The organism is Streptomyces sp. NPDC006655, assembly GCF_040703965.1.
Classification (GTDB): domain Bacteria; phylum Actinomycetota; class Actinomycetes; order Streptomycetales; family Streptomycetaceae; genus Streptomyces.
Window position 1 is genome coordinate 35,939 of sequence record NZ_JBEYJU010000045.1, and the last position, 18,804, is coordinate 54,742.

Consider the following 18,804-nt stretch of genomic DNA (forward strand, 5'->3'; position numbering starts at 1 on the left):
GCGGGACGGGGGGCGGCGCCCCGATACTTGGGGTCGATGGGGTGGGGCTGCCGCTTGGGGTCCGTCCTTCGGGAACTGCCCCTTGGGAGCGATGGAGCGGACATGACCGACGAGGCGATGGGTGACGAGGTCTACCAGCCGGACGGTTCGGAGGTGCAGGACGACGCGGGGCTGCTGGACGCCGCGGACACCCTGGACTACCGGGCCGGCGAGGAGGCCCTGGACGAGGGCTACTCGCCGCCGGAGCGGCCCTGGGCCGTGGAGCACACCGGTGTGACGGCGGCGGAGGGGCGGCGGGGCGAGACCCTGGACGAGCGTCTCGCCGAGGAGGTGCCGGACCTCGGCGTCCCGGAGGGCGACGGCATCGGCGACGCCTGGGACACGGACGGCGAACTCGTCGACGACGAGGTCGGCGACTACCGTGCCGGACGGCTCCTCGCACCGGACGAGGGAACGCACGAGGTCACCGAGTCCGACCTGTTCGCCTCCGACCGGGGCCTGGACGGCGCGGGCGCGTCGGCGGAGGAGACGGCGATGCACGTGATCCCGGAGGCCGACGCCTACTGACTCGGACGCCGGCCCCGAGCGGCCCCCGTGGCCGGGACCCCGGATCCGAGTCCGGCCCGACAGCCGACGCACGGCCGACGGCCCGTGCAGAAGCCGCGGTCGGTTCGGGTCCTGGCCGGTGGGGAGGGCCGGTGGCCGGGTGCCACGGCCGACGGTCAGTTCAGGGACCGTGGTCGGTTCGGGTCCGATGGCCGGGTTCCGATCCGGGTCCGGTGGCCGCCTTCGGGTCCGGCGGTCGCGGGTCGCGGTCCGGCGGTCGCGGGTTCGGGTCCGGTGGCCGGTTCGGGTCCGGTGGTCGGGTGCAGGGCCCGTGGGCGGTTCGACCCCCGTGACCGGTTCAGGTCCGGTGGTCGGGTTCCGGTTCCGGTCCGGTGGTCGGGTTCCGGTTCGGGGCCGGTGGCCGGTGCAGGTGGCGCAGCAGGGCCGCGACCGCTGCCGGGGGCTCGCCGGGCGGTCGTACCACCATCACCTTCCAGCTCGGCGCGTGCCGGGTGAACCGGTAGGCCGTCAGGTCCGGGAAGCGGTGGGCGATGGTCGGCGGCATGATGCAGACGCCGAGGTCGGCACGGACCAGTTCGGACGCGGCCACGATGTCGTTGACCTCGAACGTCGTGGCGCGTTCGACGCCCGCCGCCCGGAACGAGCGGTCCGCCGCGTCCCTGATGGCCCACCCGGGGGTGAACTCCACCTGGGGCAGCTCGGCGATGTCGGCCAGGTCGACGGTGTCCTCCGGGCCGCTCACGGTGAGACTCCGGCGGGGCGAGGCCACCAGGACCATCTCCTCCCGGGACAGCAGCCGGGTCACCAGCCCGCGTTGCTGCTGCCGGTCCAGTGCCACCACCGCCAGGTCCACCGTGCCCTCGCGCAGCGCCTGCCGGATGTCGGTGACCGCGGCCTGCCGCAACCGGACGCCCACCCGTGGATGTTCCGCCCGCAGCGCGGCCAGCGCGAGGTGCAGGTCCGCCCAGACGCCCTGCATCGTGCCGACCGTCACCCGGCCGCGCAGCTCGCCCCTCGCCGCGTCGACCGCCTCCCTGGCCGCCTCGGCGGCGCGCAGCGCCTGCCGGGCCGCCGGGACGAACGCCTCGCCGGCCGGGGTGAGGCCGACCCGGTGCGTGGTCCGGGTGAACAGCGCGGTGCCCAGCTCGCGTTCGAGGGCGCGGACCGTACCGGAGACGGCGGACTGGACCACGTGCAGCCGGCGCGCCGCCGCCGTGAACCCACCCGCGTCGGCCACCGCGACCACGACTTCCATCTGCCGCAGGTCCATCATCCGCTCCCACCGACCCAGCGCCCGCCCGAGCCGGGCGACGACCTCCGCCGCATCCTAGACACGCCCCCCACCACGAAGGAGCGGCCACACCCAGCACCCACACGCCCGTCGCCCCCAGCCCTACGCCGACCGCACCGCCCCCCGTCGCAGTTCCGTCAGCCAGTACAGGAAGGCCAGGATCGGCAGGGCGGCGCCGAACAGGGTCACCGCGGTCCAGCCGTCCGCTCGGAAGGCGAGGGAGGCCGCCTGGGAGCCGATTGCGCCGCCGATGAAGAAGATCGCGATGAAGGCGCTGTTCAGGCGGGCCCGGGCCAGGGGGTCCAACTGGTAGACCGTGTGCTGTCCGAGGATCAGGCTGGTCTGCACCGCCATGTCGAGGGCGACGGCCGCCAGGCCGATCAGGACGACGCTGTGCTGACCGAGACCGGCCACGGCGAAGGCCAGCGCGGCGACGCCGAACGCGGCCCCGGTCATCGGCCGGGTCAGTCCCCGGTCGGCCCAGTGCCCGGCCAACGGGGCCACGGCCGCACCGGCCGCTCCGACCAGCGCGAACACTCCGACACCGACGGCGGAGTAGTGGAAACGCGGCCCGGTCAGGACGTACGAGACGGTGGTCCAGAAGGCGCTGAAGGCACCGAACATGGCCGCCTGGTAGAGGCCGCGGCGCAGCAGTACCGGATGCGTGCGCACCAGTGCGGCGGTGGAGCGCAGCACGTGGTGGTACGGCACGGACGTGGTGGGCGCGTGCCGCGGCAGGGCGGCGCGCAGGGCCACCGCCAGCAGAGCCATCAGCACGGCCGAGCCGAGGTAGACGACCCGCCAGCCGGCCACCCCGGAGACCAGGCTGCTGAGCGTGCGGGACAGGAGTATGCCGGTCAGCAGGCCGCTCATCACCCGCCCCACGACCCGGCCCCGCGCGTGGTCGGGCGCCAGGCTCGCGGCGAACGGCACGAGGATCTGCGCCACCACGGACGTGGCACCGCTGACCAGCGAGGCGGCCAGCAGCATGGGGAACCCGGTCGACAGCCCGGCCGCCACCAGGGCGAGCGTGGTCACCGCCAGCAGGGCGGTGACCAGGCCGCGCTTCTCCAGCCGGTCACCGAGCGGGACCAGGAAGACCATGCCGATCACATAACCGACCTGGGTGAGCGTGATCAGCGCGCCCGCGGCGGACTCGCCGATGTGGAAGACCCCGCGCAGCTCGGACAGCAGCGGCTGGGCGTAGTACAGGTTGGCGACCGTCATCCCGCAGGCGACGGCGAACAGCGCGATCAGCCAGCCGGGCACCCCGTGGGCGGACCCGGCGGGCGCCTCCCGGCGCGGGGAGCTGAGATCGGACGACGACTGGGACACGGGGATGTTCCTCACAGGAGGCTGTGTACTCACGTACCCCCACAGCGCCGCGCCGCCCGCCGTACTTCCCAGCTCGCGGCGATCATCCGGGATGGCAGTCATCTCGGACGGAGATGAGCGGCGCCGGCGTGCGCTGCGGGGCCGCCGGGTGTGCGCTCGCGGTCAACTGCCGTGTCCGGGACGCCCCTACCGTGGGGCTCGGCGGTACCGGAACCGACCGGTGCGCCGCACGCAATCCCAGGAGACTCGCATGTCCGAAGCCCTCTCGCCCGTCAAGCCGGTGCTGGAACCCGCCGCGCAGGCCTTCGTCGAGGCCACCGCCAACCCGCCGTACCTCTTCGACCTGGCCCCGGAGGAGGGCCGCAAGGCCGTCGACGAGGTGCAGTCCGGTGAGATCGCCAAGCCGGCCGTGGACGAGGAGTGGATCACGGTCTCCGGTGGGCCCACCGGCACCGTCCGGGCCCGCATCGTGAAGCCGGCCGGCGCCACCGGCACCCTGCCGGTCATCATCTACATCCACGGCGCCGGCTGGGTCTTCGGCAACGCCCACACCCACGACCGCCTGGTCCGCGAACTCGCCGTCGGCGCGAACGCCGCCGTCGTCTTCCCCGAGTACGACCGCTCGCCCGAGGCCCGCTACCCGGTGGCCATCGAGCAGAACTGGACGGTCGCGAAGTGGGTCGTGGAGCAGGGCGCGACCAAGGACCTGGACGCCACCCGGATCGCGGTCGCCGGTGACTCGGTCGGCGGCAACATGACCGCCGCCCTCACCCTGATGGCCAAGGAGCGCGGCGGGGTGCCGCTGGTGCAGCAGGTGCTGTTCTACCCGGTCACGGACGCGAGCTTCGACACCGCCTCCTACCACCAGTTCGCCGAGGGCTACTTCCTGCGCCGCGACGGCATGTTCTGGTTCTGGGACCAGTACACGACCGACGAGGCCGAGCGCGCCCAGATCACCGCCAGTCCGCTGCGCGCCAGCACCGAGCAGCTCAAGGACCTGCCCCCGGCGCTGGTCATCGTCGCCGAGGCGGACGTGCTGCGCGACGAGGGCGAGGCCTACGCCAACAAGCTGCGCGAGGCCGGCGTCCCGGTCACCGCGGTCCGCTTCCAGGGCATCATCCACGACTTCGTGATGCTCAACGCGCTGCGCGGGACGCAGGCCGCCGAGGCCGCCATCTCGCTGGCCGCACGCACCCTGCACACGGCCCTGCACACCGCCTGACATGACTGACCCGACGCCCACGATCGTCCTGGTCCACGGCGCCTTCGCCGACGCCTCCAGCTTCGCCCGGGTCGTCCCGGAACTGCAGGCCGACGGCCTGAGGGTGCTCGCGCCCGCCGTGCCCAACCGCAGCCTCACCGGTGACGCCGCCTACATCGCCTCGGTGGTCCGGGCCGTCCCCGGCCCGGTCGTCCTGGTCGGCCACTCCTACGGCGGCGCCGTCATCACCGTGGCGGGCGCCGAGCCCAACGTGCGGGCCCTGGTCTACCTGGCCGGGTACGCCCTGGAGGAGGGCGAGAGCCTCGGCGAGCTGCAGGGCCGCTTCCCGGACTCGGAGCTCGCCTCGGCCCTCGTGTACACGCCGTTCCCGGTCGAGGGCTCCGACGAGCCCGGCACCGACGTGACGGTGGACCCCGAGCGGTTCCCCGAGATCTTCGCCGCCGACGTGGAGCCGGACCTGGCCAGGGTGCTGGCCGTCTCCCAGCGGCCGCTGGCGGGTGCCGCCTTCGCCGAGCCGGCCCCGGTCGCGGCCTGGAGGACCAAACCGTCCTGGGGCCTGGTGTCGTCCGCGGACCGCACCATCAACCCGGACGTCGAGCGCTACGGCTACGAGCGCGCCGGCATGACGACCGTCGAGGTCGACTCGTCGCACCTGGTCATGCTCGCCCACCCGCAGGAGGTCGCCGACGTGATCCGGGCGGCCGTGCTGTCCCTCGGCCCGAAGTAGGCGCGGAGGAGCCCGGAGGAGGCACGGAGTAGGCACGGAGTACACCACGCACCCCGCAAGGGTGACGCAGCGCGGGCCGCGTACCGGTGTCGACCGGGCGCGGCCCGCGCACGTGTAGGTACGTGACCATGCGGACACCGATGCGATCCCCCTGGACCTGGGCCGCCCTCGCCGTCGTGACGGCGGTGTGCGGGGCGCTCCCGTACGTCATGGCAGGCGGCGACGCCCCCCGGCCGCTCACGGCGGGCGAGGCCCGGCGGCTGGCCCTCACCCGGTTCCGCACCTACCGGGACAGTCCGGCCGCGGTGACGGTGCGGGCGCCGCTGCCCGGCGGTACGGCCGTGGTCCGCGCGGTCGTCGACGAGCACCGGCACCGGGCGGTGGGCTGGTTCGACACGGGCGACGCGGCGGAGCGCGGGCTGCTGGCGTGGGACACCCGGGGCCTGGCGGTGGCCCGGCCGAGGACCGACGGCAGCGCGGCGCCGCTGACCCGGCCGGCGTCCCTGGCCCAGGCGGTGGCGGAGGCCGGGCGGCTGCGGCGCGGGGTGTGGATCCGCCGGAGCTACGGGCCCGCGTCCCTGGACACGGCCTTGCGGCTGGCCCTGTCCCTGGCCGCCGACCGCCCGGACAGCGCCCGCCTGTTCGCCCGCTCGGCCCGGCGCCACGTGGGCCAGGACCGCATCGGCGGCCGCCGCTACGACATCTTCTCCGCGCCCCCGTCGCTGCGGTTCTGGGTCGACGGGGCGGGCCGGCTGCGGCGCGTCAGGGAGGACCTGGACGACGACCGCACGATCATGGTGGACCTGACGGCCACACGGGTACGTCCGGGGGTGCCGGACGGCCCGTGGGCCAAGGGCTGACGCCCCGAGGTCCGCTGTGAACCAGCTCGCCCGGCCTGTGCGTTGAGCACGCCGCCTGTGCATCTCCGTACCATCCCCTGACAATCCCGCGCCGGATGCAAGGATGAGGCGCCATGACGGCAGGTCGGTGTGCGCGCACGGTACGGTCCGCGGTGTTCGCGGCCGTCTGCGTGCTGCTCGCCGCCGTCGGGCACGTGCTGATGTCCGGCAGTGCGGTGCCGGCCTGGGCGTTCGCCACCGGCCTCCTGGCCACCACGGCCGCCGGCTGGTCCCTGGCCGGACGCGAACGCGGGCTGCCGCTGGTGGTCTGCGCCGCGGTGGGCGCCCAGACGGCGCTGCACTCCGGGTTCTCCGCGGCCCAGGCGTGGACGGCCCCGACGGCCCCCATGACCGCGATGCACATGGACATGACCGGTGACCCCGCCGGCGCCATGACCGGCGGCATGGCCGACATGCACATGGCCTCGGCACCCGTGGGTCCCGTCGCGTACCTGGGCTTCGGCAGCACGGGACCCGCCGCGACCGGCATGCTCGCCGCCCACCTCCTCGCCGCGCTGCTGTGCGGACTGTGGCTCGGCCACGGCGAGCGCGCCGTGTTCCGTGTCCTGCGGGCCGTGGCCGGCCGGCTCACCGCCCCGCTGCGGCTGCTGCTCGCCCTGCCCGCCCCGGCCGGGCCGCCGCGCCCCCGGCCGTACCGCCGTCGCTCGGACCGGGCGCCGCGGCTGCTGCTCCTCGGCCACGCGATCACCACCCGGGGTCCGCCCGCGGGGACCGCTGTCGCCTGACGACAGCCGGTGGTCCGGCGCGCCCCTGCGCGCCCCGGACGAACACGGCGGCCCCGTGAGCCCGCGTCACCCGCGTGGGCGCCGCACGGCGGGCCGCCGCCCCCGCACCTTTCCCCCGAGGACACCGAGTGATCACTTCCGTCCTGCCCGCACGCCCCGCGCCGGACGCGCAACGCGACGCGTCGGTCACGGCCTGGGCCCTCGCGGCCCGGTCCGGCGACCCGGCCGCCGTGGACGCCTTCGTACGGGCCCTGCACCGTGACGTGACCCGTTTCGTCGCCCATCTGTGCGCCGACCCGCAGGCGGTCGACGACCTCGCGCAGGACACGTTCCTGCGCGCGCTGGGCAGCCTGCACCTGTTCGAGGGCCGTTGCTCGGCCCGGTCCTGGCTGCTGTCGATCGCCCGCCGGGCGGTCGTGGACAGCCACCGGTACGCCGCCGCCCGCCCGCGCGCCGCGGACGTCCCCGACTGGCAGCTCGCCGTGGAGCGCGCCCAGCCGCGCGGGCTGCCCGGGTTCGAGGACGGGGTCGCGCTGCTCGACCTGCTGGCGGCGTTGCCCGCCGAGCGGCGGGAGGCGTTCGTCCTCACCCAGCTGCTCGGACTGCCGTACGCGGAGGCCGCCCGGGTCAGCGACTGCCCCGTGGGCACGGTCCGCTCCCGGGTCGCCCGGGCCCGGGAGGCGCTCCAGGATCAGCTGTCCTGAGGTCCCTCGAACGCCCTGAGGATCTCCTCGGCGGCCAGCGTCGCCGTCAACGAGCCGTCCCTGACCCGCTGTTCGAGGCCGGGGGCGGCCGCGCGCACCGCCGGGTGCGCGTGCAGCCGGCCCAGCAGTTCGTCGCGGACCATCGACCAGGTCCAGCCGACCTGCTGGTCCCGGCGCTTGGCGGCGAGCCGCCCGGTGGAGTCGAGCAGCGCCCGGTGCTGTTCCAGCCGTTCCCAGACCAGTTCGAGGCCGGTCGACTCCCGGGCGCTGCAACTGAGCACCGGCGGGGTCCAGAACGCGTCCTTGCCGTGCATCAGCCGCAGTGCGCCCGCCAGTTCACGGGCCGCGGACCGGGCGTCGCGCTCGTGGGGGCCGTCCGCCTTGTTGACGGCGATCACGTCGGCGAGTTCCAGGACGCCCTTCTTGATGCCCTGGAGCTGGTCGCCGGTGCGGGCCAGGCTGAGCAGCAGGAAGGAGTCCACCATGTCGGCGACCGCCGTCTCGGACTGCCCGACGCCGACCGTCTCGACCAGGATCACGTCGTACCCGGCGGCCTCCATCACCACCATCGACTCGCGGGTAGCCTTCGCCACTCCGCCGAGCGTGCCCGCGCTGGGGGAGGGGCGGACGAAGGCGTCCGGGTCGACGGCGAGGCGTTCCATCCGTGTCTTGTCGCCGAGGATGGAGCCGCCGGTCCGCGTCGACGACGGGTCCACGGCGAGCACCGCCACCCGGTGTCCCAGCCCCGTCAGCAGGGTGCCGAACGCGTCGATGAACGTCGACTTGCCCACGCCCGGCACCCCGCTGACGCCGATGCGCCGGGCCCGGCCGCTGTGCGGGAGCAGCGCGGTGAGCAACTCCTGTGCCAGCGCCCGGTGCTGTGGCCGGGTGGACTCGACGAGGGTGATCGCGCGGGCGATGACCGCGCGCTTCTGGTCGAGCACACCCTTCACATAGGCGTCGACATCGATCACAGGTCGTGCCCGAGTTCCGCCGACAGCCGCCGCACCAGGTCGTGGGCCGCGTCCGGGATCACCGTCCCGGGCGGGAACACGGCCGTGGCGCCCATCTCCAGGAGGGTCGGCACGTCCTGCGGCGGGATGACCCCGCCGACCACGATCATGATGTCCGCCCGGCCCTCCTCGGCGAGCTTCTCCCGCAGCGCCGGTACGAGGGTGAGGTGACCGGCCGCCAGCGAGGACACGCCGACCACGTGGACGTCCGCCTCCACCGCCTGGCGGGCGACCTCCTCCGGGGTCTGGAACAGCGGGCCGACGTCGACGTCGAAGCCGAGGTCGGCGAAGGCGGTCGCGATCACCTTCTGGCCGCGGTCGTGGCCGTCCTGGCCCATCTTGGCGACCAGGATGCGCGGGCGGCGCCCCTCGGCCTCGTCGAAGGCGTCGACCAGGGCCCGGGTGCGGTCCACGTTCGGGGACTCGCCTGCTTCGTTGCGGTACACACCGGAGATCGTACGGATCTGGCTCGCGTGCCGGCCGTACACCTTCTCCAGGGCGTCGGAGATCTCGCCGACGGTGGCCTTGGCGCGGGCCGCCCGCACGGCCAGCTCCAGCAGGTTGCCGTCGCCGTCGGCCGCCCGGGTCAGCGCGTCGAGCGCGTCCCGGCACGCCGTCTCGTCCCGCTCCGCGCGCAGCCGCCGCAGCTTCTCGATCTGCTGGGCGCGCACGGAGGAGTTGTCGACCTTGAGGACCTCGATCGCCTCGTCGCTGTCGACCCGGTACTTGTTGACGCCGATCACCGGCTGCCGCCCGGAGTCGATCCGGGCCTGGGTGCGGGCCGCCGCCTCCTCGATGCGCAGCTTGGGGATGCCCGCGTCGATCGCCTTGGCCATGCCGCCCGCCGCCTCGACCTCCTGGATGTGCGCCCAGGCCTTGCGGGCGAGGTCGTAGGTCAGCCGCTCGACGTAGGCGCTGCCGCCCCACGGGTCGATGACCCGGGTGGTGCCCGACTCCTGCTGGATGAGCAGCTGGGTGTTGCGGGCGATGCGCGCCGAGAAGTCCGTCGGCAGGGCCAGCGCCTCGTCCAGGGCGTTGGTGTGCAGCGACTGGGTGTGCCCCTGGGTCGCCGCCATCGCCTCCACGGCCGTACGCGTGACGTTGTTGAAGACGTCCTGCGCGGTCAGCGACCAGCCCGAGGTCTGCGAATGGGTGCGCAGCGAAAGGGACTTGGAGTTCTTCGGCTCGAACTGCGCGACCAGCTTCGCCCACAGCAGCCGGGCCGCCCGCAACTTGGCGATCTCCATGAAGAAGTTCATGCCGATCGCCCAGAAGAAGGAGAGCCGCGGCGCGAACGCGTCCACGTCCAGGCCCGCCTCCCGGCCCGCCCGGATGTACTCGACGCCGTCCGCGAGCGTGTACGCCAGCTCCAGGTCGGCCGTCGCGCCCGCCTCCTGGATGTGGTAGCCGGAGATGGAGATCGAGTTGTAGCGGGGCATCCGCTGCGAGGTGTACGCGAAGATGTCGGAGATGATCCGCATCGACGGCTTCGGCGGATAGATGTAGGTGTTGCGGACCATGAACTCCTTGAGGATGTCGTTCTGGATGGTCCCGGCCAGCTTCTCGGGCGGTACGCCCTGCTCCTCCGCCGCCACGATGTAGAGCGCCAGCACGGGCAGCACCGCGCCGTTCATCGTCATCGACACGGTCATCCGGTCGAGCGGGATCCCGTCGAACAGCTGGCGCATGTCGAGAATCGAGTCGATGGCCACGCCCGCCATGCCGACGTCACCGGTCACGCGCGGGTGGTCGCTGTCGTAACCCCGGTGCGTGGGCAGGTCGAAGGCGACCGACAGGCCCTTCTGACCGGCCGCCAGGTTGCGCCGGTAGAACGCGTTGGACTCCTCGGCGGTGGAGAAGCCCGCGTACTGGCGGATGGTCCACGGCTGGTTGACGTACATCGTCGGGTAGGGGCCGCGCAGGTACGGCGCGATGCCCGGATAGGTGCCCAGGAAGTCCAGGCCCTCCAGGTCGCGTCCGGTGTAGAGCGGCTTGACCCCGATGCCCTCCGGGGTCTCCCACACCGGCAGGTCACCGCCGGCCGCCCGCCACTGGTCGGCACTGCCCTCGGTGACGGGGGTGCCCAGCTCGATGCCGGAGAAGTCGGGGATTCCCATCAGGACACTCCCATGCGGTCGAGGGTCTCGGACAGCACGGCCACGGCGTCGCAGCCCGCGAAGACGTACGAGTCGACGCCCGCGTACCCGCCGCGGCCCGCGAGGAAGACGTGCCGGGCACCGGCCGCCTTCAGCGACTCGGCGGCGGACTCGGCCTGCTCGGCGTACCGGTCGTCGCTGGAGCAGAGCACGGCCTCGCCGGCGCCGCTCTCCGCGAAGCTCCCCCCGGTCACCGGCTCGATGCCGCCCGCCTGGAAGAGGTTCGAGGCGAAGGTCGCGCGGCCGGTGTACTCGGCGGCGGAACCGAGCGTGGCGAGGTAGACCCGGGGGCGGGCGCCGGTCGCCGCGAGATGGGCGTCGGAGCGGGCCCGCAGCTCCTCGTACGCCTCGTCCCGGCGGACCCGGGGCAGGCCGCCCGACGGCGTCTCGGGCGCCGGCTCGCGCTCCACCGGCTTCTCGGCGAGCAGCGGGAACTCACTGACGCCGGTGATGGGTTCGCGCCGCTTGGCGAGCTTCTTGGAGCGCTGCGCCCAGGTGGCCGCCAGGTCGGTGCGCAGCCGGCCCGAGCGCAGCACCGCCGCCTGGCCGCCGTCGCGCTCGATCGTGCGGAAGAACTCCCAGCCCGCGTGGGCGAGTTCGTCGGTGAGCCGCTCGACGTACCAGGAGCCGCCCGCGGGGTCGATCACCCGGGCCAGGTGCGACTCCTCGACGAGGATCGTGGAGGTGTTGCGGGCGATGCGCCGGGCGAACGCGTCGGGCAGGCCGATCGCGTGGTCGAACGGCAGCACGGTCACGGAGTCGGCACCGCCCACCCCGGCGGCCAGCGTCGCGATGGTGGTGCGCAGCATGTTCACCCACGGGTCGCGGCGGCTCATCATCACCGGTGAGGTGACCGCGTGCTGCACCTGGGCGCCCGCGCCGGCCGCGCCGCTGACCTCGGCGACCCGCGCCCACAGCCGGCGCGCGGCCCGCAGCTTGGCGATCGTCAGGAACTGGTCCGCGGTCGCCGCGTACCGGAACTCCAGCTGCCCGAGGGCCTGTTCGACACCGAGGCCGGACTCGGTCAGCTCCCGCAGGTAGGCCACGCCGGTGGCCAGCGAGGCGCCCAGCTCCTGCGCGGCCGAGCCGCCCGCCTCGTGGTACGGCAGCGCGTCCACCGTCAGCGCCCGCAGCCCCGGGAACTCCTCGGCGGTGCGCCGGGCGAGCGCGGCGACGGGGGCGAAGTCCAGGGACTCACCCGTACGCGCCTCGTACCCGAGCGGGTCGGCGCCCAGGTTGCCGCGTGCCGCCTCGGGGGCGACACCCTTCTCGTCGTACAGCCGCAGCAGCTCGGCCGCCGCCGCCTCGGTGTCACGGCCCGCGTCCAGGACCACCGGGGCCAGGTCGAGGTAGACACCGTCGAGGGCGTGGGCGAGGCCGGACACCGGGATGCCGCCCCGGCCCACGAGCAGCCAGAGCGAGGTGACGCCGTTCTCCAGGTCGGCCAGGACCGCGCCGTCGGGAGCCGCCGCGTGCCGCTGCCGTATGTCCCAGCCGCCCGCGGTGCTCCCCTGGGGGCGGCCGCCGCGCACGTAGGGGGGGAAGCCGGGCAGGCCGGGGTCGGGCGCGCTGTCGCGCGGGGTGTAGAGGGGGCGGGTGCGCAGCCCGTCCTCCAGCGTGGTGGACAGGGCGTCCTCGGCTGCCTCGCCCGAGACTTCCTTGCCCGACTTGCGCAGCACGCCCTCGACCAGGCGTTGCCACTGCTCGTGCGTCGCGTCAGGGAACTCGGCGGCCAGGGAGAGCCCGTCGTCAGGCAGGACCGTCATGCTCGGATGCTAGGGCAGACTGCCCGGACGGGCCCGGCGGCACGGCTGTGACCTTGCCCTCGCCGTCGCTGTGACCTGGGCCTCGCGGGGTGAAGCGGCCCGATGCGGACGGTGGGTCCGGCTCGTTCGCGAGGTCGGGGACCAGTGCGCACAGCGCCTTGCGCTGCTCCGGACCGATCACGTGGCCGACGGCGTCGCGGACCGTCTCCGCGAGGCCGTCGGAGGCCTCCTGGAGCTGCCGGCGGCCCTTGTCGGTGAGGGCGACCTCGATGCCCCGTTTGTCGCCGCAGACGGACCTGCGGGTGACCAGCCCCGCGTGCTGGAGGCAGGCGATCTGGTAGGTGAGGCGGGTCTTGGGACGGCCCAGCAGTTCGGCGACGCGCGTCATGCGCAGGCCCTCGTGCGGCTGCTCGGCCAGCAGGCACAGGATCAGGAACTCGTCGTGCGAGACGTCGAGCGAGTCCTTCACCACCGACCGCAGCCGCTGCTCCGCCGCGCCCGTCGCGGCCAGCAGCACCATCCAGGCGCGCAGCTCGGCCGGGAGCAGGCCGCCGCCCGCCAGGGACGGACATGCGGGCAGCTCGACGGGGTGTTCCTGAGGTGCGGCCATGACCTCGATCCTACCCGTTGTCCAAATTTGGATATTGGGCTAGCGTGAGAGTCATCCAAATTTGAACATCACGATCGATCGGAGCACGGTCATGACCGTCACCGTGGAAACCGGCCTCTGGCAGCTCGACCCGACCGCCTCCGCCGTGGCCTTCCGGCACAAGAGCATCTGGGGTCTGATCACCGTCAAGGGCACCTTCGCCGGCGTCAGCGGCCGGGGCGAGGTGGCCCCCGACGGCACCGCGGCCGGCACCCTGGTGATCGACGCGGCCTCGCTGGACACCAAGAACAAGAAGCGCGACGACCACCTGCGCTCGGCCGACTTCCTCGACGCCGCCGACCACCCGGAGATCACCTTCGAGGTACGCGGTGCCGAGCGGGGCGCGGGTGACACGGTGCGGGTCGACGGCCGGCTGACCGTCCGGGGCATCAGCCGCCCCCAGCAGGTCACCGCGAAGCTGGTCGCGGCCGACGCCGAGGGGCTGACGCTGGAGACCGAGTTCCAGGTGATCCGCGAGGAGTTCGGCGTCACCTTCAACCAGCTGCGCATGATGGGCGGCCCGACCACCGTGACCGCCACCCTGCGCTTCACCCGCGCGGCGGCCTGACCCGCGACCCGCCGGGCGGCCGGGACCGCGGGCAGGCGCAACGCGCTAACCCGCCGTCCTGCGCAGCCTGACGTCCTGACTGGACAGCGTCTGCGGGTCCGCGGTGAAGGCGCGCAGCCGGATCCGGGTGCTCGGCTTGGCGGGGACCTCGAACCGGCCGTTCGCCGGTCTGAGTTCGACGCTCGCCGTGCCGTGCCCGGGGATCGTCGCCGGTCCCCGCACCAGCAGCCAGTACATGCTCATGCCCTGACCGGTGGTGAGCGTGTAGTGCGGGGTGAGCGGCACGCTTCCGGTGTTCACCACCTTCAGCCTCATCGACCTGACCACCGCGGCCTGGTGCTTCGCCCGCCGCAGCGAGGTGATCTCCATCCGCAGCGGCGGCCCGCCGGTCACCGCGAGCGCCGCGCTCCCCAGCGCCGGGACGAGCAGCAGCACGACCGCGACGACCAGTGCGGGGCGGCGGCGTGGGCCCGTCAGCACGGCCGGGCGCGGCTGCCAGGCCCGCTCGAACTCCGTCAGGGGCGCGGTCACCGCCGCCGCCACCCACAGCGGGGTCATCAGGAGGTAGTAGCCGTCCTGGGAACGGGTCGCGAGGAAGAAGGCCAGCCACGGCAGGACGGTCGCGGCCGGGCCGAGCCGCCGCACGAACAGCACGAACAGGGCGAGCAGGGCCGCCGCGAGCAGCAGGCTCGCGTACGAGTACCAGTCGAGCCGGTCGCTGCCGTTCGTGTAGTACAGCGAGATGTCGACCAGACCCTGGCCGTGCACCACGGCGCCCTGGATCAGGGGCAGCGCGATCCCGCGCAGCCAGCGGCCCGGCTCGGACACGATGAAGTACGCGTTGATCAGCAGCCACACCGTCACGGCCACCCCGGCGACCCGCAGCACCACCCCGGCGGCGGCCCGGCCGCCCAGCTCGCCGCGCCGCACCGCGTAGATCCCGGCCAGCAGGAACGGGGTGACGAACCACGGCAGTTGCTGGGCCGCGCAGGCGGCGCCGAGGCACGCGGCCCGGGCGATCCCCGGCGCGCCCAGCCGGCCGCCCCGCCCGATCCGGGGCCAGCGCACCGCCACCGGGATCAGCAGGGCCAGCGCGACGACCGCCGGGTAGCCGACCCGGGCGTACCCCGTCAGGAGGCCGAAGCCCAGGCAGGACAGGGTCGCCGCGGACCGCCACGGCACCGGGAGCAGCCGCCACAGCGCGATCGTGCCGGCGATCAGGGCGCCCGTGCACGCCGCCGTCGCCGGGGCGCCCTGGTGGCCGAGCCACAGCAGCGGGGCGGTGAGCAGCAGGGCCAGCGGGGGATAGCCGTACGTGTAGTCGTAACCGCCGCTCGTCGTCGGCGTGAGCGCGATGCCCGTGCCGTGGAACAGCCAGGGCCAGGGCCGGCCGTAGACCGCGTGGCCGGCGACCAGTTCCCTGGCGGCCTGGGTGGTGAGGGCGCCCTCGTCGCCGCCGCCGTGGTTCAGCGCCCAGCCGCACAGGGCGAGGACCACCGCCGTGACCAGGACCAGCAGGTCGAGGCGGGCCAGCGAGCGGGTCCTGCGGACCGTCAGCGTCAGCACCCCGGTGACCAGGATCGAGACGTAGCAGACGGAGATCAGGGCGGCCAGGACCAGATGGTGCGTCGCGGCCTGGGTCCAGATCGACCGGGTGCCGATGAAGAGGCCGATGTCGGCGAGGAGGGTGAGGACGCGGTGCCAGTGCGCGGGGGCACCGGGGTCCCCGGGAGCGGCGGACACCGCCGACTGTGTCCGCCGGCCGGGTGCCACCTGCTGAGATTCTGCCAAGTGCACCCCCGGGACGGTAATCGCGGGCGGTGAACGGGGCGTCACCGGAGGTGAAGAGTCCGGTGTGAGGGCAGTAAGAGGCCGTTAATGCGCCGCAATCGACGTAATGATACGAAGATCTCCCTTCTGATGTGGTGTGACCTGCGCATCCGTTCGCGCTTCGTGTCGCTGTTGGGCCGAACGGGTGACTTGGCGTAAGAATTGGCTGGTGCATGCAATGGGTGCGAGTCAGGTCAGGGGGAGCCGGTGAGCCGTTACGACGTCACCGATGAACAGTGGGAGGGGCTCGCCCAGGTGGTGCCGCTACGGGGCCGGGACGCCTGGCCGTCGGCCGTGGACCATCGCGCGCTGCCGGACGCGGAGACCGAGACGAGACGCCGGTTCGTCGTCCTGCGGGTCAACATCTTCGCCGACGCCCGTGAGGTCGCGGAGACACTGATGGCCGGGATACCGGTCCTGCTCGACCTGACCAGCGCGGAGACGGAGGTCGCCAAGCGCGTCCTCGACTTCAGCACGGGCGTGGTCTTCGGCCTGGCCAGCGGGATGCACCGGGTGGACCGCAACGTGTTCCTCCTCACCCCGCCCGGCACCGAGGTGAGCGGCCTGATGCAGGACGCGGGAGCCTCCGGCGGCTGAGGGGCGGGGCGGGGCGGGGCGGGGGCGGCTCCGGCGCCGGTGGGTGGTGGATGGGCCCGCCGGTGTGGTGCGCTTGCGTGGGTCCGGCGGTGTGGTGCCTGGTAGCGAGGGCGGTGTGGTGCCGGTAGCGAGGGCGGTGTGGCGCCGGTAGCGAGGGTGAGTGCTCGGGTGGCTCTGCCCGGTGTCGCTCGATCGGAGGAAGGGGCGGTGGGTGGAACGGTTCGGCTGATCGGCGGAGTCCTACGGTCCGCACATGGCCGCCCCCTCCGCCTCCTCCCCGCCGCCGACCCCTCCCGGCGCCTCTGATTCCCGCCGTTCCTCCGGTTCCTCGGCTCCTTTCCGGCCTTCCGGGCCTTCCGGACCCTCCGGATCCCCCGACCCGTACGCCTCTTCCCGTGTCGCCGGTGGATCCCCGGTCGCATCGCTGTCGCCCCCCGACCCCGGCCCCCCGGCCGCCACCCTCCGCCGCGACCCCCGTCCCCGGGTCACCGAACTCCGGCTCTCCGCCTTCGCCCGGCACCGCGGCGCCGCCTTTCCGGTCGGGCGGGTCACCCTCCTCACCGGGCCCAGCGGAAGCGGGAAGAGCACGGTGCTCGCGGCCTACGAGGCGCTCGCACGGCTCGGCGGCGGCGCCGCGCTCGCCGAGGTGTTCCCGGATCCCGGCGCGCTCGTACCCGAGCGGGCCCGGCCCGACGCGCAGCGCCGCCGCGGGTTCCGGATCGGCTGTACGGCCGACGGCGCCGAGGGGCCGGTACGGCTCGACGTCGCCGTACAGGCCGAGCCCGAACTGCGCGTCGTGGGGGAGCGGCTGACCGCCGGGGGGCTGGTGCTCCTCGAGACCGCCCTGCGGGACCCGGGCCGCCGGGCCGTCCAGGCCGCGTGGCACACCGCCGGCACCGCCCCGGTGACCAGGGCTCCGCTGCCCGACGACCGCCTCGGCACAGCGCTGCTGCCGTTGCGCGTCGCCGGCAAGACGGACGGCCAGCGGCGGGTCCTCGCCGCCGTCGAGCAGATGGTCGTCGCCCTGCGGTCGGTGTTCCCCTGCGACCCGCGGCCCGAGAGCATGCGCACCCCGGTCCTCACCGGCTCCGGCCGGCTGCTGCGCGGCTGCGACAACCTCGCCGACGTCCTGTGGCGCACCCGCGCCGAATGCGGCCGCCGGCACGGACTTCTCGTCGACGCCGTGCGCACCGGCTGCGCGGGACCGGTGACCGACCTGGTGGCCGAGCTGCTCGGCGACGGCACGGTACGGGCGCTGCTCGACCGGGGCGACGGCCACCGTACGGAGCTGGCCCGGCTCGGCGACGGCGAACTGCGCTATCTCGCCCTCGCCCTGGTCCTCTTCACCGGCCCCGGCGTCCTGGAGGTCGACGCCCCCGGCGAGGTCCCCGACGCCATGCGCGGCCTCACCGTCCTCGCCGACGGTTTCGACCGCTGCCTCGACCCCCGCCAGCGCACCGAACTCCTGCGCACGGCGGTCCTGATGGGCGAACGCGGGCACATCCGATTCGTCGGCGCGGTCGGCGACGCGTCATGGGCGGACGGAGCCGGGGCGATCACAGTGGTACACCTGGACGCGTGACCGACGAACCCCTCGACGTGGCGGGACTCCAGCGCCGACTGGCCGATTTCGCCGCCGCCCGCGACTGGCGGCAGTATCACACCCCCAAGAACCTGGTGGCCGCCCTCAGTGTGGAGGCCTCCGAACTGGTCGAGATCTTCCAGTGGTTGACCCCGGAGGAGTCGTCCCGGGTGATGGCCGACCCCGGTACCGCGCACCGGGTCACGGACGAGGTCGCCGACGTCCTGTCCTATCTGCTCCAGCTCTGCGACGTCCTGGACATCGACCCGCTGGCCGCGCTGGCCGCCAAGATCGACCGCAACGAGAGCCGGTTCCCGCCCGCCTGACACCCCGTCGGCCCCGGTGTCCCGCGCGCATGGTTGACGCTCGGTAACCAAAACCTCGCCCGAATCCGAATTGTTGTCCACAGATTTCCGCCTTCCTCTGGCTCCACGTCTCGCAGACCCTCACTCTGGGTAGTGAACTACTGAGTGCGGCATGGGAGTTCGGACCGACGGGGACGGGGCGACGGATGGACGCGACGCGGCTCATCGTGGCGAGCAGACGGGCGCTGGCGCACGGCGCGGGCGTGACGGAACTGATGACCGAGGTGTGGCAGGCCCAGGCCCTGGCCCAGGCGATCGGCAGCCGGCTGGCGGTCTCGGGGCCGCCCGAACTGCGCGGCGAGGCCCTCGGCCTGACCGAGCTGGCGGGCCGGGGCTGCGGCGTCCTCACCACCCCCGACCTGGACCCCGGCACCCTGCGCGCCGCCCAGCTCACCGAACTGGACGACGCCCGCGTGACGCTGCTCTCCCTCGGCGCCCTGCTCGCCGAGGCCGGCATCGCGCTGGTCGGCATGGCCAGCGCCGCGGCCGACGAGACGACGTACTGGCAGTGCATGGAGGCCATCGACGCGGCCGACGAGTCCCGCGACAGGGTCCTGGAGATGCTCCGCAGACTCGCGGCCCGCGAGGAGGTCCGCGACGGTTAGGGCCCTTCTGATGGATCTCCGCGGCGTCGCGACGCCCGGCACGCACGCCCGACGCACCGAACGCCGCTCCTTCTCCCACGGAGATCCATCAGAAGGGCCCTGGCCGACGACCTCGCAGGTGCCGGGCGGTCCGGCTCCCCTCGCTCAACGATCACCGAAGGTGCCGGTCACCGGCCACGTCG

General features: G+C 73.8%; 17 protein-coding genes and 1 pseudogene. 11 read left to right on the plus strand and 7 right to left on the minus strand.

Translation table 11 applies throughout. From position 1 onward, the window contains the following. The first annotated feature begins 102 nt into the window (after window positions 1-102). Window positions 103-567, plus strand: coding sequence for a DUF5709 domain-containing protein (locus AB0958_RS25100; RefSeq protein WP_366892717.1), 465 nt, complete (start codon window positions 103-105; stop codon window positions 565-567). A gap of 337 nt (window positions 568-904) precedes the next feature. On the opposite strand, the gene AB0958_RS25105 is transcribed toward AB0958_RS25100, so the two are convergent. Further along, entirely contained in the window at window positions 905-1,840 is a 936-nt protein-coding gene (locus AB0958_RS25105; RefSeq protein WP_366892718.1) for a LysR family transcriptional regulator, read from the minus strand. A gap of 120 nt (window positions 1,841-1,960) precedes the next feature. Further along, a complete protein-coding gene (locus tag AB0958_RS25110) occupies window positions 1,961-3,193 on the minus strand; it encodes an MFS transporter (RefSeq protein ID WP_366892719.1) in 1,233 nt (410 codons plus the stop codon). 250 nt (window positions 3,194-3,443) lie between these two features. On the opposite strand from AB0958_RS25110, the gene AB0958_RS25115 reads away from it, so the two are divergent. The 5 genes from AB0958_RS25115 to AB0958_RS25135 all read left to right on the plus strand — a co-directional run bounded on the left by AB0958_RS25115 (window position 3,444) and on the right by AB0958_RS25135 (window position 7,491). After that, on the plus strand, window positions 3,444-4,415 hold the full coding sequence (locus AB0958_RS25115; RefSeq protein WP_366892720.1) for an alpha/beta hydrolase: 972 nt from the start codon (window positions 3,444-3,446) through the stop codon (window positions 4,413-4,415). 1 nt (window position 4,416) lies between these two features. Continuing rightward, window positions 4,417-5,142: an alpha/beta hydrolase gene (locus tag AB0958_RS25120; protein WP_366892722.1), complete on the plus strand. Its 726-nt coding sequence runs from the start codon at window positions 4,417-4,419 to the stop codon at window positions 5,140-5,142. Between the two features lie 140 nt (window positions 5,143-5,282). After that, complete coding sequence (locus AB0958_RS25125; protein WP_366892724.1) at window positions 5,283-6,002, plus strand: hypothetical protein; 720 nt, start codon at window positions 5,283-5,285, stop codon at window positions 6,000-6,002. Between the two features lie 113 nt (window positions 6,003-6,115). Beyond that, complete coding sequence (locus AB0958_RS25130) at window positions 6,116-6,787, plus strand: hypothetical protein (protein WP_366892725.1); 672 nt, start codon at window positions 6,116-6,118, stop codon at window positions 6,785-6,787. Window positions 6,788-6,915: 128 nt separating this feature from the next. After that, complete coding sequence (locus tag AB0958_RS25135) at window positions 6,916-7,491, plus strand: sigma-70 family RNA polymerase sigma factor (protein WP_366892726.1); 576 nt, start codon at window positions 6,916-6,918, stop codon at window positions 7,489-7,491. Here the strand turns inward: AB0958_RS25135 and meaB are convergent. The 4 genes and pseudogenes from meaB to AB0958_RS25155 form a co-directional block, all read right to left on the minus strand. Beyond that, window positions 7,479-8,465, minus strand: coding sequence for a methylmalonyl Co-A mutase-associated GTPase MeaB (meaB, locus tag AB0958_RS25140; RefSeq protein ID WP_366892727.1), 987 nt, complete (start codon window positions 8,463-8,465; stop codon window positions 7,479-7,481). The two genes, AB0958_RS25135 and meaB, sit on opposite strands and share 13 nt — an antisense overlap. Next, on the minus strand, window positions 8,462-10,621 hold the full coding sequence (scpA, locus tag AB0958_RS25145) for a methylmalonyl-CoA mutase (RefSeq protein ID WP_366892728.1): 2,160 nt from the start codon (window positions 10,619-10,621) through the stop codon (window positions 8,462-8,464). The genes meaB and scpA overlap by 4 nt, the downstream gene beginning before the upstream one ends. Further along, complete coding sequence (locus AB0958_RS25150) at window positions 10,621-12,426, minus strand: methylmalonyl-CoA mutase family protein (protein ID WP_366892729.1); 1,806 nt, start codon at window positions 12,424-12,426, stop codon at window positions 10,621-10,623. The genes scpA and AB0958_RS25150 overlap by 1 nt, the downstream gene beginning before the upstream one ends. Before the next feature lie 130 nt (window positions 12,427-12,556). Continuing rightward, window positions 12,557-13,036, minus strand: a pseudogene (locus tag AB0958_RS25155) (MarR family transcriptional regulator); the annotation flags it as partial. Between the two features lie 91 nt (window positions 13,037-13,127). Here AB0958_RS25155 and AB0958_RS25160 point away from each other — a divergent pair. Further along, entirely contained in the window at window positions 13,128-13,643 is a 516-nt protein-coding gene (locus AB0958_RS25160; RefSeq protein ID WP_366892730.1) for a YceI family protein, read from the plus strand. A gap of 45 nt (window positions 13,644-13,688) precedes the next feature. Here AB0958_RS25160 and AB0958_RS25165 read toward each other — a convergent pair whose 3' ends face one another. Continuing rightward, window positions 13,689-15,386 carry a hypothetical protein gene (locus AB0958_RS25165; protein WP_366892731.1) on the minus strand — a complete coding sequence of 566 codons (1,698 nt, stop codon included), beginning with the start codon at window positions 15,384-15,386 and terminating at the stop codon, window positions 13,689-13,691. A gap of 294 nt (window positions 15,387-15,680) precedes the next feature. Here AB0958_RS25165 and AB0958_RS25170 point away from each other — a divergent pair, with 294 nt between their 5' ends. From AB0958_RS25170 to AB0958_RS25185, 4 genes are all read left to right on the plus strand, one after another. Next, window positions 15,681-16,070: a cell division protein SepF gene (locus AB0958_RS25170; RefSeq protein ID WP_132892245.1), complete on the plus strand. Its 390-nt coding sequence runs from the start codon at window positions 15,681-15,683 to the stop codon at window positions 16,068-16,070. A gap of 253 nt (window positions 16,071-16,323) precedes the next feature. Next, window positions 16,324-17,652, plus strand: coding sequence for an ATP-binding protein (locus AB0958_RS25175; protein ID WP_366892732.1), 1,329 nt, complete (start codon window positions 16,324-16,326; stop codon window positions 17,650-17,652). After that, complete coding sequence (locus tag AB0958_RS25180; protein WP_366892733.1) at window positions 17,649-17,978, plus strand: nucleotide pyrophosphohydrolase; 330 nt, start codon at window positions 17,649-17,651, stop codon at window positions 17,976-17,978. Before AB0958_RS25175 ends, AB0958_RS25180 begins: the two co-directional genes overlap by 4 nt. A gap of 185 nt (window positions 17,979-18,163) precedes the next feature. Further along, a complete protein-coding gene (locus AB0958_RS25185) occupies window positions 18,164-18,622 on the plus strand; it encodes a DUF6099 family protein (RefSeq protein WP_366892734.1) in 459 nt (152 codons plus the stop codon). The last annotated feature ends 182 nt before the right edge of the window (window positions 18,623-18,804 follow it).

Coding starts and splice junctions, on each gene's coding strand:
- AB0958_RS25185 (WP_366892734.1), top strand. CDS start 18,164: ATGGACGCGACGCGGCTCATCGTGGCGAGCAGACGGGCGCTGGCGCAC.
- AB0958_RS25105 (WP_366892718.1), bottom strand. CDS start 1,840: ATGATGGACCTGCGGCAGATGGAAGTCGTGGTCGCGGTGGCCGACGCG.
- AB0958_RS25115 (WP_366892720.1), top strand. CDS start 3,444: ATGTCCGAAGCCCTCTCGCCCGTCAAGCCGGTGCTGGAACCCGCCGCG.
- scpA (WP_366892728.1), bottom strand. CDS start 10,621: ATGGGAATCCCCGACTTCTCCGGCATCGAGCTGGGCACCCCCGTCACC.
- AB0958_RS25125 (WP_366892724.1), top strand. CDS start 5,283: ATGCGATCCCCCTGGACCTGGGCCGCCCTCGCCGTCGTGACGGCGGTG.
- AB0958_RS25130 (WP_366892725.1), top strand. CDS start 6,116: ATGACGGCAGGTCGGTGTGCGCGCACGGTACGGTCCGCGGTGTTCGCG.
- AB0958_RS25100 (WP_366892717.1), top strand. CDS start 103: ATGACCGACGAGGCGATGGGTGACGAGGTCTACCAGCCGGACGGTTCG.
- AB0958_RS25150 (WP_366892729.1), bottom strand. CDS start 12,426: ATGACGGTCCTGCCTGACGACGGGCTCTCCCTGGCCGCCGAGTTCCCT.
- AB0958_RS25160 (WP_366892730.1), top strand. CDS start 13,128: ATGACCGTCACCGTGGAAACCGGCCTCTGGCAGCTCGACCCGACCGCC.
- AB0958_RS25120 (WP_366892722.1), top strand. CDS start 4,417: ATGACTGACCCGACGCCCACGATCGTCCTGGTCCACGGCGCCTTCGCC.
- AB0958_RS25175 (WP_366892732.1), top strand. CDS start 16,324: ATGGCCGCCCCCTCCGCCTCCTCCCCGCCGCCGACCCCTCCCGGCGCC.